Below are 14514 nucleotides of genomic sequence, written 5' to 3' on the forward strand. Positions count from 1 at the left end.
GAAATCTGAATGGCTTACAAGAATAAATACGCAGTGCTGGCCCTGTTGGGCATTTCCGTGGCCTCTGGGGCCGCTTGGTGGTGGCAAAACAAGTCCCCCGCAGGTGATGCGTCGCCGACTGAGGCCACTTCTTCCGCCAAAGGCGCCCCAGCTGGCGCCCCTGGTGCCGCCAGTGGGGCACCCGGGGCCGGGCCAGCAGGTGGAGCCGGCCGGATGCCTGCGGTGGAAGTCGCGAAGGTCGAGAGCATGACTTTGGTGGACGAAACCCAGGCCGTGGGCAGTTTGCGCTCACGCCAAGGGGTGATGCTGCGCCCCGAAGTCGGTGGTCGTGTCAAACAGATTCTTTTCAGCGATGGCCAGCGTGTACGCAAAGGCCAGTTGATGGTGCAGTTCGAAGACCAACTGCAGCAGGCTCAGGTGGCGCAGGCGCGTGCCGAGTTGTCGATTGCCGAGGCCAACCACAAGCGCAACCAAGAGTTGGTGGCGCAAAACTTCATCAGCCAGCGCTCGCTGGACGAGAGTGCTGCGGCTCTGGAGGTCTCCCGGGCCAAGCTGTCGCTAGCCCAGGCCACGCTGGCGCGTTTGCAGGTGCTGGCGCCGTTTGATGGCATCACGGGCCTCAAGCAAATCAACGTGGGCGATTACCTCAAAGATGGTGCGGACATGGTCAACGTGGAGGACATCGATGCCGTGTTGCTCGACTTCCGTTTGCCCGAGCGTTTCCAGGCGAAGATCCGGGCGGGTCAAAAAGCCCAGCTGACGGTGGATGCATTGCCGGGTCGTCCTTTCATGGCCATCGTGCAGGCGGTCGATCCCCTGATCGAGGCCAACGGCCGCTCGGTCGGGGTGCGCGGCTGCATTGACAACCGCCAGCAACAACTGCGCCCGGGCATGTTTGCCCGCGTGAACGCGGTTTTTGGCTCGCGTGATAACGCCTTGGTCATTCCGGAAGAGGCCATCATTCCGCAAGGCGGGCGCACCTTTGTGGTCAAGGTCGTCGCAGGTGACAAGCCCGGTGCCCTGGTCTCTGAGCGGGTGGCGGTGAAAGTGGGCTTGCGCCAACCTGGCAAGGTTGAGATCGTGGAGGGCTTGTCCGCCGGCGACACCGTGGTCACGGCGGGCCACCAGCGTTTGCAAAAAGACGGCATGGCCGTGCGTGTGGTGGACTTGTCCCAGCCCGGCGGTGGCAAACCAGCAGGTGCACCGGGGCAGCATGGCGCACCCGCATCTGCAGCTGCATCTGCACCCGCAGGCTCATCTTCTGCCGGGCCTGCTGCGCAGGGTCCCCGCGCTGGGGGCGCTGCCCGGCCAGGCCAGCCATCGGCGCGTCCGGTGGCTTTGTCCGGCCCCAACCCTTGCCTGAGGGGCAACGATGCAGCTCGCTGAAACCTCCATCCGGCGGCCCGTGCTGGCCGTGGTCATGTCCTTGCTGATCGTGCTCATTGGTGCGGTCAGCTTCAAGAGCCTGTCCCTGCGCGAATACCCCAAAATCGACGAACCCACCGTCACCGTGACCACCCGCTATGCGGGTGCATCGGCCGAGGTGATCGAGTCTCAGGTCACCAAACCGCTGGAGGACTCGATCGCGGGCATCGATGCGGTGGACGTCATCACCTCCATCAGCCGTGCCGAGCAGTCGCAAATCACGGTGCGCTTTCGCCTTGAAAAAGACGCCGACACGGCTGCAGCGGAGGTGCGTGACCGCACCTCTCGCGTGCGCAACCGCTTGCCGCAAGCGATCGACGAGCCGGTCATTGCCAAGGTCGAAGCCGATGCCTTTCCGGTGATCTGGCTGGCTTTTTCCAGCGACACGCTCAACGCCCTGCAAATCAACGACCTGGTCAACCGCGTGGTCAAGCCGCGCCTGCAAACCGTCACGGGTGTGGCCGATGTGCGCATTTTTGGCGAGCGTAAATACGCCATGCTGGTGTCGCTGGACCATGCCCGCCTGTCGTCTTACAAGCTCACGCCGCAAGACGTGGAAGACGCCATCCGCCGCAATAACTTGGAGTTGCCGGCCGGGCGCATCGAGTCGACCAACCGCGAATTCAGCGTGTCCTCTCAAACCGACCTGAATCGCCCCGGTCAGTTTGGCGATATCGTGATCCGCAGCGTCAATGGTTTTCCGGTCAAGCTGCGCGATGTGGCCCAAATCCGTGAAGGCGCGGCCAACGACCGCAGCCTGGTGCGCCTGAACGGACAGTCGGCCATCTCAGCTGGGGTGATCCGCCAGGCCACGGCCAACCCGCTGGACTTGTCAGCCGGGGTGCGCGAGATGATCCCCCGCCTCAAGGCCGATTTACCGGTGGACATGAGCATCGACATTGCCAACGACAATTCGGTCTTCATTGACCGCTCCATCAAAAGCGTGTTCACCACCATCGTCGAAGCCGTGGTGCTGGTGGCGCTGGTGATTTTTGTCTTTTTGCGCACCGTGCGTGCGTCCATCATCCCGATCATCACCATTCCCGTCAGCTTGATTGGCGCATTTGCCATGATGGCCTTGGCGGGTTTCACCATCAACACCTTGACCTTGCTGGCGCTGGTGCTGGCCATTGGTTTGGTGGTGGACGATGCGATCGTGGTGCTGGAGAACATTTACCGGCACATCGAAGAGGGACTGGACCCGTTTTCTGCGGCTATCAAGGGCGTGCGCGAGATCAGTTTTGCCGTGGTGGCCATGACCATGACGCTGGCTGCCGTGTTTGCGCCCCTGGCTTTCACGCCAGGGCGAACGGGCAAGTTGTTTGGCGAGTTTGCGCTGGCGCTGGCCGGGGCGGTGATCGTCTCTGGTTTTGTGGCCTTGACATTGGCCCCAATGCTCAGCAGCAAACTGCTGCGCCACAACCCGAACCCCAGTTGGTTTGACCGCAGCATGGAGCGCTGGCTGACGGCTTTGTCGACCGGCTACGAAAACCTGTTGCGCTTGGTCTTGACCCGTGCCCGCTGGGTGGTGGTCTTGGTGATGCTGGCGTCCGGGGTGGGCATTGCCTACATCTACCCCACCATGAAGCAAGAACTCGCGCCGCTGGAGGACCGGGGCACGATCTTGGCCACCATCAACGCGCCCGATGGCTCCACCTTGGAATTCACCGACCGCTATGCCCGTGTGCTGGAGAAAATTGGCCAGTCATATCCTGAGTTTGACCGCATTTTTGCCAGCATGGGCAACCCCACGGTGGGCCAGGGTACGGTGATTTACCGTGCCAAGGACTGGGACGAGCGCCAGCGGACCACGCTGGAAATTGCCCGGGATATGGGGCCAAAATTCGGATCTTTGTCAGGCATCAATGCGTTCCCGATCACCCCGCCATCTTTAGGGCAAGGTTTTCGTGAGCGGCCTGTGAATTTTGTGATTCAGACCTCGGACAGCTATCAGAACCTGAATCTGATCACGCGACAGTTCATGGATGAGGTGGCCAAAAATCCCGGTATCTTGCAACCCAACGTTGATCTGCGACTGAACAAACCCGAGCTGCGTGTGGAGGTGGACCGGGTTAAGGCCGCAGAGCTGGGTGTGAGCATCGACGTCGTGGCCCGCACCATCGAGACCATGTTGGGCGGCCGTGTGGTAACACGTTACAAACGCGACGCCGAGCAGTACGACGTGATCGTGCAAACCCAGACCTCGGCCCGTAACACGCCCGATGACATTGATGTGATTCAGGTGCGTGGCCGCAACGACACCATGATTCCTTTGTCGAGTTTGGTGAAAGTGCGCGAAAGTGTTTCACCTCGTGAGTTGAACCATTTTGGTCAGCGCAGATCGGTGTCGATCACGGCTGGTTTGGCCCCTGACTATTCTCTGGGTGAAGCCTTGAAGTTCATGGACGCCACGGCCGCCAAGGTGCTCAAACCAGGCTACACCACCGAGCTCAACGGCACCTCGCGTGAGTTCAAAAAATCACAAGGCGCCTTGGTCATCGTCTTTGTGCTGGCGCTGCTGTTCATCTTTTTGGTGTTGGCGGCTCAGTTCGAGAGCTTTGTGGACCCGTTCGTGATCATGTTGTCGGTGCCGCTGTCCATGATCGGGGCGCTTTTGGCGCTCAAGTTCACGGGTGGATCGCTCAACGTGTATTCACAAATTGGCCTGATCACGCTGGTGGGCCTGATCACCAAGCATGGCATTTTGATTGTGGAGTTCACCAACCAGTTGCGTGAGCAAGGCATGGCGATGCAAGAGGCCTTGATCAAGGCTTCGGCCCAGCGCCTGCGCCCCATCTTGATGACCACCGGTGCCATGGTGTTGGGGGCTGTGCCCCTGGCGCTGGCCACGGGTGCTGGCGCTGAGAGCCGCACGCAAATCGGCTGGGTGATCGTGGGCGGCATGAGCCTGGGCACTGTGCTGGCCGTCTTTGTGGTGCCCACCATGTACTCGCTGCTGGCCCGCAAGGCGGTGCCGGGTCCCAACAAGGCAGTGGCGCACGACGCCCCACACGAAGTGGCATCGCACTGAGGCTGACGGCCTTTGGAAGGGCCGACCAGCGCAAGCCATGGAAAAAGCGGCCTCGGCCGTTTTTTTCATGGGTTAACCCGGTGGCCGTGCTCAAAGGTGCCCCTCAAACATCATCACATCCACCTCGTCGCCGACGGCCACGTGGCCTTGGCTGTGGCCCAGTACGATCAGGCCATTGGCTTGCACCATGGAGCTGAGCACGCCCGAGCCTTGGTTGCCGGTGATGCTGACCTGCAATTGGCCCGCCGCATTGGTGCTGACAATGCCGCGCTGGTATTCGGTGCGGCCGGGTTTTTTGCGCAGGGCCTCTTGGCTTTTGGCTTTGAGCAGGGGCAATGCAGGTGCTTGCCAGCCCATGAGCTGCTGCAGGGCAGGGCGTACAAAGGCGGCAAAGGTGACCATGACGGCCACGGGGTTGCCGGGCAGCCCAAACAGCACGGCAGAGCGCTCGCCGCGCTCAATGCGCCCGACCGCCATGGGGCGGCCTGGCCGCATGGCAATGCGCCAAAAGGCCACATCACCCAATTTTTTCATCATGGCCTTGGTGTGATCGGCTTCGCCCACACTCACGCCTCCGCTGGTGATGATGGCGTCGGCCTGCGCAGCTGCGTTCACAAAAGCTTGCTCCAGCGCAGCCGGCTCGTCACGCACCACGCCCATGTCGATCAGCTCGCAGCCCAGCGCCTGCACCATGCCGGCCACGGTGTAGCGGTTGCTGTCGTACACCGCGCCTTCACGGGGGGCTTCGCCCAGGCTCAGGATTTCGTCACCGGTTGAAAAATAAGCCACTTTGGGCTTGCGCCAAACGCCCACGCTGGGCAAGCCCAAGCTGGCCAGCAGGCCGCACGCGGCGGGGGTCAGGCGCGTACCTGCTCGCAGGGCGGGTTGCCCGGCCATCAGGTCTTCGCCCAAGAGGCGGCGGTTGTCGCCCGCTTGCAGCAGACCGTGGGGGACGTGGACAGTGTCGCCGTTCACCTTCAACAGCTCTTGTGGTGCCACGGTGTCAAGCCCTGCGGGCATGATGGCCCCGGTCATGATGCGCACGCACTCGCCCGCGTTCACCGTGCCTTGCCAAGCGGCACCGGCAAACGCGGTGCCCACCACCGTGAAGGGGGTGGGGCGGTCGCTCAAAAGTTCTGCACCACGCAAGGCGTAGCCGTCCATGGCCGAGTTGTCGTGCGGCGGCACACTGATGGGCGAGACCACGTCTTGCGCCAAGATGCGGCCGTGCGCCTGCATCAGGGGCACGGTTTCTTGTTCGCGCACAGGTTGTACCAACTGCGCCAAAAAGTCGTTCACATGGCGGGCCGACAGGGCCTGCGGGTCATAGCCTTGCAGGCGTTCGGCAATCTCATGCAGTGACGTTGCGGCAGACAAGGCGGAGTGGAGGGGCGTGGTCATGGTCTGAGCGGCCGGGGTGTGGCCAAGAAGTTCAGAGGGCTTCGAGTTGCTGCAGCTCGGCCAGCGTGTTGGCGTTGGCAAAGGCCTGTGGGCTGTCGCCAATCAGGTCAAACGGGACGATGGCGCAGCGGTGTTGGCTTGTCCAGGCGTCGATCTTGCGGCCACCGCCTTGGGTGAACTTGACCAGGCTTTCAAGCAGCTCGATTTTGAGCAGGCAAAACACGGGCTGTGGGCGCACCGCACCATCTTCTTCGGGCGCAGCGGCCATGGCCAGGTCGGCGTCTTGCGTGTTCATGGCTTCATAGAGGCGGGCCACCAGATCGAGTGGAAACAAGGGTGTGTCGCAGGGCACCGTGAGCAAAAGCGGGGTTGCGCAGTGCGCCATTCCCGTCAGGAAGCCAGCCAGTGGCCCAGCAAAGCCATCAATGCTGTCGGGCCAGACCGGCACGCCCAAGGATTCGTAGGCCGAGAGGTTTCGGTTGGCGTTGATCAGCACTTCTTGCAGGGGCAGACTTTGCAGCTGCAGGCGCATCATGGTTTGCTGGGTCAGGGGCAGGCCACGAAAGTTTTGCAGGCCTTTGTCGATGCCGCCCATGCGCGAGCCGCGCCCGCCTGCGAGGATGAGCCCGGTGATGCCCGGTACATTGGGGTTCATGGCCTTCAGCCCCCGATGTAGCTCATTTCCACCCGGCGGCCGTGGCCGCTGGCGGTGTCGGGCCCGCGCAGGCTGCGCAGACGCGAGTACTGGTCGGTGCGTCCGCGCCAAATCGCGTCCACCGTGGCGGCCAGTGTGGTGTCGCTTTGTGTGGGGTCTCGCAAGAGCTGGCGCAGGTCATAGCCTTGGCTGGCAAACAGGCACAGGTACAAGCGGCCTTCGGTGGACAAGCGGGCGCGGTTGCAGTCGCCGCAAAAGGCCTGCGTCACGCTGCTGATCACCCCCACCTCGCCCAAAGTCGGGTCGTGCTCGCCTTGGGCGTTGGCGTAACCCCAACGCTCGGCGGTTTCGCCCGGCACTGAGGGGTCGAGTTGCACCAAAGGTAGCTCGGTTTGCAGCAGGCGGATCACTTCGGCGCTGGGCAGCACCTCGTCCATGCACCAGCCATTCGTCGCGCCCACGTCCATGTACTCGATGAAGCGCAGCACGATGCCTGTGCCCCTGAAGTGCCGCGCCATCGGCAAAATTTCGTGCTCGTTGGTGCCGCGCTTGACCACCATGTTGACCTTGATGGGCCCCAGGCCCGCCGCCCGTGCCGCTTCGATCCCGGCCAGCACATCGGCCACCGGAAAGTCCACGTCGTTCATTTGCCGGAACACCGCATCGTCGAGACCATCGAGGCTGACGGTGACGCGTTGCAAGCCCGCGTCCTTCAGGCTTTGGGCTTTGCGCGCCAGCAGGGAGCCGTTGGTGGTCAGCGTCAAATCGAGCGGCTGGCCGTCGGGCGTGCGCAACGCGGCCAGTTGTTCGATCAGGATCTCGATGTTTTTGCGCAGCAAAGGCTCGCCACCCGTCAGGCGGATTTTGCGCACACCCCGGCCCACAAATACGGTGGCGATGCGGGTGATTTCTTCAAAGCTCAGCAAATGGCTGTGCGGCAGGTAGGCGTAGTCTTTGTCAAAGATTTCCTTGGGCATGCAGTAACTGCACCGAAAGTTGCACCGGTCGGTCACGCTGATGCGCAAATCGGTCAAGGGGCGACGCAGGCCGTCCAAGGGCAATGGGCTCAGATCGTGACTGTGCTCAATGGCAGGCAAAGGCAGGCTGGGATGGCGCTGGTCAACCAGCGGAATGACGCGTTCAGACATAGTTGGCGATTGTGCCCGAGCCGCCACCCCCTTTGGGGTGGCATGGTCAAGCGCGATGGTTCGCCTCAGCCGTGCGCGATCGCCACGGTTTTGAGGGTGGTGAAGCCCAGCAGCGCTTCCAGACCTTTTTCGCGGCCATAACCCGATGACTTGACGCCGCCAAAAGGCAACTCCACCCCGCCAGCGGCGCCGTAGTTGTTGATGAACACCTGACCGCTGCGCACGCGTTTGGCCATGCGGAACTGGCGTCCACCGTCGCGTGTCCAGATGCCCGCGACGAGGCCAAATTCGGTGGCATTGGCCAATGCCACCGCATGGTCTTCGTCTTGGAAGGCCATGGCCGAGAGCACCGGGCCGAAGACTTCTTCTTGCGCCAGGCGGTGCATCACCGGCACGTCGCGCAAGAGCACTGGGGCTTGGTAAAAACCGCCCGCTGGCACGCCGGGCGCGATCTGGCCGTGCGCCACGGTGGCGATGCCGTCGGCGCGGGCCTGGTCCAGAAAACCGGTCACACGCTCCAATTGGCTGGCGCGGATCAGGGGCCCCAAGTCCAGGTTCATGGCGGCCGAACCCACTTGCAGGCGGCCAAAGGCCTCGCCCAGGCGTTGGAGCAGTGGCTCGTAAATGCCTTGCTGGATCAGCACGCGCGAGCCCGCGCTGCAGGTCTGGCCCGAGTTCTGCACGATGGCATTGACCACGACCGGAATGGCCGCGTCCAGGTCGGCGTCGTCAAAAATGATTTGTGGACTTTTGCCGCCCAGCTCCAGGGTGACCGGGCAATGCCGCTCGGCGGCCACTTGCTGGATCAGCGTGCCCACGCGGGGGCTGCCGGTGAAGCTGATGTGGTCGATGCCGGGGTGGCGAGCCAGCGCGTCACCGACCTCGTGGCCGTAACCGGTGACGATGTTCAAGGCCCCGGCCGGGAAGCCGACCTCGGCCGCCAACTGCGCCACGCGGATCAGGCTCAGGCAAGCGTCTTCGGCGGGCTTGACCACGCAGGCGTTGCCCGCTGCCAATGCGCCGCCCACGCTGCGGCCAAAAATCTGCATGGGGTAATTCCAGGGGATCACATGGCCCGTCACACCGTGCGGCTCGCGCCAGGTCAGCACGCTGTAGCCGTTTTGGTAGGGCAGGGTGTCGCCGTGCAATTTGTCGCAAGACCCGGCGTAAAACTCAAAGTAACGCGCCAAGGCCACCGCGTCGGCGGCGGCTTGTTTGGTAGGTTTGCCGCAGTCGCGCTGCTCCAGTGCCGCCAATTCGCCCGCGTGCTCGGCCACTTTGTGTGACAGAGCCATCAGCAAGCGCCCGCGCTCAACCCCGGTCAATTTTCCCCAAGGACCCTGAAAAGCGGCCCGCGCCGCTTGCACGGCCTGGTCGATATCGGCCGCCTGGCTGCGGGGAATCTGTTCGAACACCTGCCCGTCAGAAGGGTCCAGCACGTCGATGCTTTGGCCGGCCAGAGCTGGGGTGGATTGGTTGGCGATGAAGTTGTGTTGCATGCCGTCATTGTCGGTGGTGGCGCTGGCTTGGAAATCACGCACGAGACATCATGCCCAAGGCGGCGGTGGGGGTCAGGGATGAAAAGTCGGGTTCACCCGTGCTCAGGCTTTCGCAAGCCTTGTGAAAGTAAAATCGGGGTTAATCCCTAGAATTTTTCGTTTCTTCTTAACTTTCAAAAGCAGACACCATGTCCCTGAACAAAGTCACCCCCGGCAGCAAAGTGCCCGACGCATTCAATGTGATCATCGAAATCCCGATGAACTCCGACCCTGTGAAGTACGAAGTGGACAAAGAGTCCGGCGCTTTGTTTGTGGACCGTTTCATGGGCACTGCCATGCACTACCCCACCAACTACGGCTATGTGCCTCAGACCATTGCCGGTGACGGTGACCCGGTCGACGTGTTGGTGATGACCCCCTTCCCGCTGCCCCCGGGCGTGGTGGTGTCTTGCCGCGCCATTGGCATTTTGTTGATGGAAGACGAAGGCGGCATGGACGGCAAGATTTTGGCCGTGCCCACCGAAAAAATCCTGCCCGTCTACGCCAACATCAAGGCCTTGTCCGATGTGCACGAGTTGCAACTCAAACAAATCGCCCACTTCTTTGAGCACTACAAAGACCTGGAAAAAGGCAAATGGGTCAAGGTCAAGGGCTGGGAAGGTGTGGAGTCCGCCGCCAAGGAACTGATGGACGGCATTGCCAACTACAACAAGGCCTGATCGGCCTGAGCCAGTGGCTTCTGTCGGAAGCCACCGAATCCGCTGAACGCCTGCCCGGTTTGCGCCGCGCAGGCGTTTTTCTTGGGCCGTTACTGTGGCTTCTTCAAAGGCGAGTGCTGTTGCAGCGCCTCCATGTAGTTGTCAATGCCCGATTTTTCCCGCTCCAAATACCGCGCCACCGCTTCTGAAAACGCCGGATGCGCCAGCCAGTGGGCGCTGTGTGTGGGCGTGGGCAGCAGGGCGCGGGCCATTTTGTGCTCGCCCTGCGCGCCGCCCTCAAAACGCTTCACTCCGTTGGCGATGCACCATTCAATGGGCTGGTAATAACAGGCCTCAAAGTGCAGGCAGTCCACCCGAGCCAGGGCTCCCCAATAACGCCCATAAGCCACTTCGGGCTGGTCAGCGGCGTTCAGGTGCAGGCCGATCAGGCTGATGCCGATGGGTTGCCCCTCGTGCTCGGCCACAAAGAGCAGCCAATTGGCGCCCATGTCACGGCGCATGGCCTCGAAAAATTCGGGCTTCAAATAAGGCGCGTTGCCGTGCTCCCAATAGGTTTGCTGGTAGCAGCGCACAAGCAGCGCCCAATCGTCGTCGGTCATGTCGGGGCCGCGCACGGCACGAAAGCTGACGCCAGCTTCAGCCACTTTGCGGCGCTCTTGCCGGATTTTTTTGCGCTTTTCCTGGTTCAGGCTGCTCAAAAAGTCATCAAAGTCGCGCCAGCCTTGGTTTTGCCAATGGAATTGCACCTGGCTGCGTTGCAGCAATCCTGCCGCATCGCACGCGTGCATGTCTTGCTGACTGCCAAACAGGATGTGCAGCGAGGGAATGTTGTTGGTTTGGCACAGGTCCACCAAAGCGGCCAGCAGGGCTTGGCGGGCGTCATCGGATTCGGCCAGCAAACGGCTGCCGGGCACGGGCGTGAAAGGCGATGCCACCAAGGCTTTGGGGTAATAGTTCAGGCCGTGGCGCTCGTAGGCGTCGGCCCAGGCGTGGTCAAACACGTACTCGCCACGTGAATGGGTTTTGAGGTAGAGCGGGCAGGCGGCGGCCAGTGTGGGGCCGTTGGGGGCCTCGCGCCACAAACTGATCACTTGCAGCGTCCAGCCCGTCTCGGGCACGGCCGAGCCGCTGTCGAGCATGGCCGACAAATAGGCATGCCGCATGAAGGGCGATGGCGCCTCCTGCTGGGCGAGCAAGCTGTCCCAAGCCTTGGGCATGATGCCGCTCAGGTCATCCTCTACCCGGGTGACATAATTCAAGCTCAAATTTTCCAGCACCTGTATGACTCTCCAAATTCGTGTGGCCCAGCTCAACTTTGTCGTCGGTGACATGCCGGGCAATGCCCGCAAAATCATCGACGCCGCCACCTTGGCTTATGCGCAAGGGGCCAGGCTGTTGATCACGCCCGAATTGTCGATTTGCGGCTATGCAGCCGAAGACCTGCTGCTGCGCCCAGCCTTCATTGACGCCTGTGATGATGCCCTGAAAACGGTGGCCCGCGAACTGGCTGGGTTAAAGGGCCTGCATGTGGTGGTGGGCCACCCCGAAGGCGGCGGCGTGCGCACCCGCAGCGTGGCCGTGACGCGCCGCCACAACCGCGCCAGTGTGTTGTGTGAGGGAAAGGTGGTGTGTGCTTACGACAAGCGCGAGCTGCCCAACTACCAGGTGTTTGACGAGCGCCGCTACTTCACACCCGGCAACGGGGTGGGGGTGTTCGAGGTTGAGGGTGTTCGGGTGGGTTTGCTCATTTGCGAAGACGCCTGGTTTGACGAGCCGGCCCGCTTGGCGCGTGATGCGGGGGCGCAGGTGCTGGCCGTGCTCAATGCCTCACCTTTTCATGCAGGCAAAGGTCCGGAGCGCGAGCAGCGCATGCGCGAGCGCGTGGCCGACAGTGGCTTGCCCTTGGTTTACGCGCACCTGGTCGGCGGCCAGGATGAGGTGATTTTTGAGGGGCGCTCGTTTGCGCTCAACGCCCAAGGCGAAACCGTGGCGCGGGCCGAGGGCTTTCGCGAGGCTGACTTGTCGGTACAGGCATCGGTTGGCCAGCAGGGTGTGGACCTGAGTGCTGCACCCGATGCCTTGGTGCCCATGGCCAGCGCGGACGCGGAGTTGTGGGACGCGCTGGTGTTGGGCGTGCGCGACTACCTGGGCAAAAACGGTTTCAAGGGCGCGATTTTGGGTCTGTCGGGCGGCATCGATTCGGCGCTGGTCTTGGCGATTGCGGTGGACGCCATCGGCGCCGACAAGATCCATGCGGTCATGATGCCTTCCCCCTATACGGCCGACATCAGCTGGATCGATTCTCGTGACATGGTCAAACGCCTGAATGTGCGCTATGACGAAATCTCGATCGCGCCACTGTTTGACGGGTTCAAGCTGGCGCTGTCGGCCCAGTTTGAGGGTTTGAAAGAAGACACGACCGAGGAAAACATCCAGGCCCGCATTCGCGGCACGCTGCTCATGGCCTTGTCCAACAAGACCGGTGCGATTGTGTTGACCACCGGCAACAAGAGCGAAATGGCCACCGGTTACTGCACGCTGTATGGCGACATGGCGGGCGGTTTTGCGGTCATCAAGGACGTGGTCAAAACCCGCGTATTTGACTTGGCCCGCTGGCGCAACCTTCATGATCCGTATGGCACGGGCAGCCAGCCGATCCCTGAGCGCATCATCACCCGCCCGCCCAGCGCTGAGCTGCGCCCCGATCAAAAAGACCAGGACAGCCTGCCGGCCTATGAGGTGCTGGACGCGATCATCCAGCGCTACATGGAAAACGACGAGGGCGTGGAAGCGCTGATTGCCGACGGCTTTGAGCGCGACGATGTGGAAAAAGTCACACGCCTGATCAAGCTCAACGAGTACAAACGCCGCCAGTCGCCCGTGGGCATTCGTGTGACGCACCGCAGTTTTGGCAAGGATTGGCGTTATCCTATGACCAACAAATTTCGCGCCTGACTTCGGGCCATCACCCCTTTATTGAGGATTTTTCCCATGAAACAGATTACCGCCGTCATCAAGCCTTTTAAACTGGAAGAGGTGCGTGAAGCCTTGGCCGAGTGCGGTGTGACGGGCCTGACGGTGACCGAAGTCAAAGGTTTTGGTCGCCAAAAAGGACACACTGAGCTCTACCGGGGCGCGGAATATGTGGTCGATTTTTTGCCCAAGGTCAAGGTCGAAGTGGTCGTCAAGGACGAAGATGTGGACGGCTGTGTCGACGCCATCGTCAAAGCAGCCCGCACGGGCAAGATCGGTGACGGCAAAATCTTTGTGACTTCGGTCGAGCGTGTGGTGCGCATCCGCACGGGTGAGCAGGACGAAACCGCGATTTGATCCGGCACGGGCCTTGGAAGTCAGGTCCGTCCTATATTCCCAATCAAAGCAGTTCGATTTTGGCGGGGGGTGAAAAGCCCGCTGCTTCCACCAGCTCTTGCAGCAAGACCTCGGGCGCGGTCCCGACAGTCACCAAGCTGGTTTGCCAATCGGCCATGAAGCCTTTTTTGACGACCTGGCCAATGAAGCTCATCAGGCCGTCGTAGTAACCGTTGCTGTTGAGGATGCCCACGGGTTTGTCGTGGTAGCCCAGCTGACGCCAGGTCCAGACTTCAAACAATTCTTCGAAGGTGCCGATGCCGCCGGGCAAGGCCAAAAACGCGTCGGCTTTCTCGGCCATCAGGCGTTTGCGCTCGTGCATGGTGTCCACCACATGCAGCTCGGTGCAGCCGTGGTGTGCCCATTCCTTTTCGACCAATGCCGTAGGGATGATGCCCACCACGGTGCCGCCTGCGGCCAGCGTGGCTTCGGCCACCAAGCCCATCAGGCCGTTGCGCCCACCGCCATAGACCAATTGACCGCCATGCACACCGATCCAAGTGCCCACTTCGACGGCAATTTGGGCAAATTCAGGGGAGTGACCGGGTTTGGAGCCGCAATAGACGCAGAGGGAAAAAGCAGGTGCAGGCTTGCTGCTGGCATTGTTTGAGGTTGTCATGGGGGCAAACAAAGGGTTTCAGCGGTAGTTGATGAGGCGGGTGCCCGCCCAGACGTCATGCCAGAATTGTTTTTGGGACTGAAAACGGCTGAGTAAGGCCCAGACGATGATCCAGACCATCAGCAGCAATCCGACTTGGCCCGGTTGCAGGCCGAAGGGCAAGGTCAGCAAAAGGGGGGGCAAAAACCACACCCAGCTCAGCACATAACGCCACAAGGCGCGGCGCTGGCTCAGGGGCTGCCCCGAGGCTGAGACCACCCGGATGTGCCAGGTTTTCATGGCCAGGGTTTGGCCTCGGTGCCAGAACCAAGTGAAGTAAATGCCCAGAATCAAGAACAAGAAAGCTTGCAAGCCAGGTCGGTTGTCCAGGGCATGGCGTGTCTGACTCAGGCTGCTGAACAGATAGCCCGCAATGAACACAACACCGAAGAGCAACATGCCTTCGTACAGCCAGCAGGCCATCCGGCGTTTGAGCGATGGGGCGACCAGTGCGTCGGTTGCGGTGGGCACGGGGGCGGGGGGCGTAGGTGAGGCGGGCACGCGCTGGGTCATGTGAGCAATGGGATTTTGAAAAGAGTGGGCGTTGGGCTTGAGCGTCTCAATCGTCCAGTTTTGTACTTTTCAGCCAAGGTGGCGAGCGCTCAGTTC

Annotated in this window: 12 protein-coding genes; 5 read left to right on the forward strand and 7 right to left on the reverse strand. The window is 61.6% G+C overall.

The features are described from left to right. Window positions 1–9 precede the first annotated feature (9 nt). Both B9Z50_RS12120 and B9Z50_RS12125 read left to right on the forward strand, forming a co-directional pair. Entirely contained in the window at window positions 10–1386 is a 1377-nt protein-coding gene (locus B9Z50_RS12120; RefSeq protein ID WP_108364701.1) for an efflux RND transporter periplasmic adaptor subunit, read from the forward strand. Beyond that, window positions 1373–4456, forward strand: a complete 3084-nt coding sequence (locus B9Z50_RS12125; protein ID WP_108364703.1) for an efflux RND transporter permease subunit — start codon at window positions 1373–1375, stop codon at window positions 4454–4456. Before B9Z50_RS12120 ends, B9Z50_RS12125 begins: the two co-directional genes overlap by 14 nt. Window positions 4457–4546: 90 nt before the next feature. Here B9Z50_RS12125 and glp read toward each other — a convergent pair whose 3' ends face one another. The 4 genes from glp to B9Z50_RS12145 all read right to left on the reverse strand — a co-directional run bounded on the left by glp (window position 4547) and on the right by B9Z50_RS12145 (window position 9159). Further along, window positions 4547–5857: a gephyrin-like molybdotransferase Glp gene (gene glp, locus B9Z50_RS12130; protein ID WP_108364705.1), complete on the reverse strand. Its 1311-nt coding sequence runs from the start codon at window positions 5855–5857 to the stop codon at window positions 4547–4549. A gap of 31 nt (window positions 5858–5888) precedes the next feature. Then, entirely contained in the window at window positions 5889–6512 is a 624-nt protein-coding gene (gene mobA, locus B9Z50_RS12135; protein ID WP_108364707.1) for a molybdenum cofactor guanylyltransferase MobA, read from the reverse strand. A 5-nt stretch (window positions 6513–6517) separates the two neighbouring features. Continuing rightward, window positions 6518–7660, reverse strand: a complete 1143-nt coding sequence (gene moaA, locus B9Z50_RS12140) for a GTP 3',8-cyclase MoaA (RefSeq protein ID WP_108364709.1) — start codon at window positions 7658–7660, stop codon at window positions 6518–6520. A 65-nt stretch (window positions 7661–7725) separates the two neighbouring features. Further along, entirely contained in the window at window positions 7726–9159 is a 1434-nt protein-coding gene (locus tag B9Z50_RS12145; RefSeq protein WP_108364964.1) for an aldehyde dehydrogenase family protein, read from the reverse strand. A gap of 188 nt (window positions 9160–9347) precedes the next feature. On the opposite strand from B9Z50_RS12145, the gene ppa reads away from it, so the two are divergent. Further along, window positions 9348–9878 (forward strand): inorganic diphosphatase, encoded by a 531-nt coding sequence (gene ppa / locus B9Z50_RS12150; RefSeq protein WP_108364711.1) that lies wholly within the window; start codon window positions 9348–9350, stop codon window positions 9876–9878. An 89-nt stretch (window positions 9879–9967) separates the two neighbouring features. Here ppa and B9Z50_RS12155 read toward each other — a convergent pair whose 3' ends face one another. Beyond that, the gene (locus tag B9Z50_RS12155) at window positions 9968–11095 is read right to left on the reverse strand and encodes a GNAT family N-acetyltransferase (protein ID WP_233249860.1); all 1128 of its coding nucleotides are present in this window, start codon (window positions 11093–11095) and stop codon (window positions 9968–9970) included. A gap of 64 nt (window positions 11096–11159) precedes the next feature. Here B9Z50_RS12155 and B9Z50_RS12160 point away from each other — a divergent pair, with 64 nt between their 5' ends. Together B9Z50_RS12160 and B9Z50_RS12165 are read left to right on the forward strand one after the other, a co-directional pair. Beyond that, window positions 11160–12833, forward strand: a complete 1674-nt coding sequence (locus B9Z50_RS12160; protein WP_108364713.1) for an NAD+ synthase — start codon at window positions 11160–11162, stop codon at window positions 12831–12833. A 36-nt stretch (window positions 12834–12869) separates the two neighbouring features. Then, on the forward strand, window positions 12870–13208 hold the full coding sequence (locus B9Z50_RS12165) for a P-II family nitrogen regulator (RefSeq protein WP_108364715.1): 339 nt from the start codon (window positions 12870–12872) through the stop codon (window positions 13206–13208). 43 nt (window positions 13209–13251) lie between these two features. Here the strand turns inward: B9Z50_RS12165 and B9Z50_RS12170 are convergent, their stop codons facing one another. Then, window positions 13252–13866, reverse strand: a complete 615-nt coding sequence (locus B9Z50_RS12170) for a TIGR00730 family Rossman fold protein (protein ID WP_108364717.1) — start codon at window positions 13864–13866, stop codon at window positions 13252–13254. Between the two features lie 18 nt (window positions 13867–13884). Then, entirely contained in the window at window positions 13885–14418 is a 534-nt protein-coding gene (locus tag B9Z50_RS12175; RefSeq protein WP_108364719.1) for an RDD family protein, read from the reverse strand. Window positions 14419–14514 lie beyond the last annotated feature (96 nt).

It is taken from the genome of Limnohabitans sp. Bal53 (assembly GCF_003063355.1).
Classification (GTDB): Bacteria; Pseudomonadota; Gammaproteobacteria; order Burkholderiales; family Burkholderiaceae_C; genus Limnohabitans_A.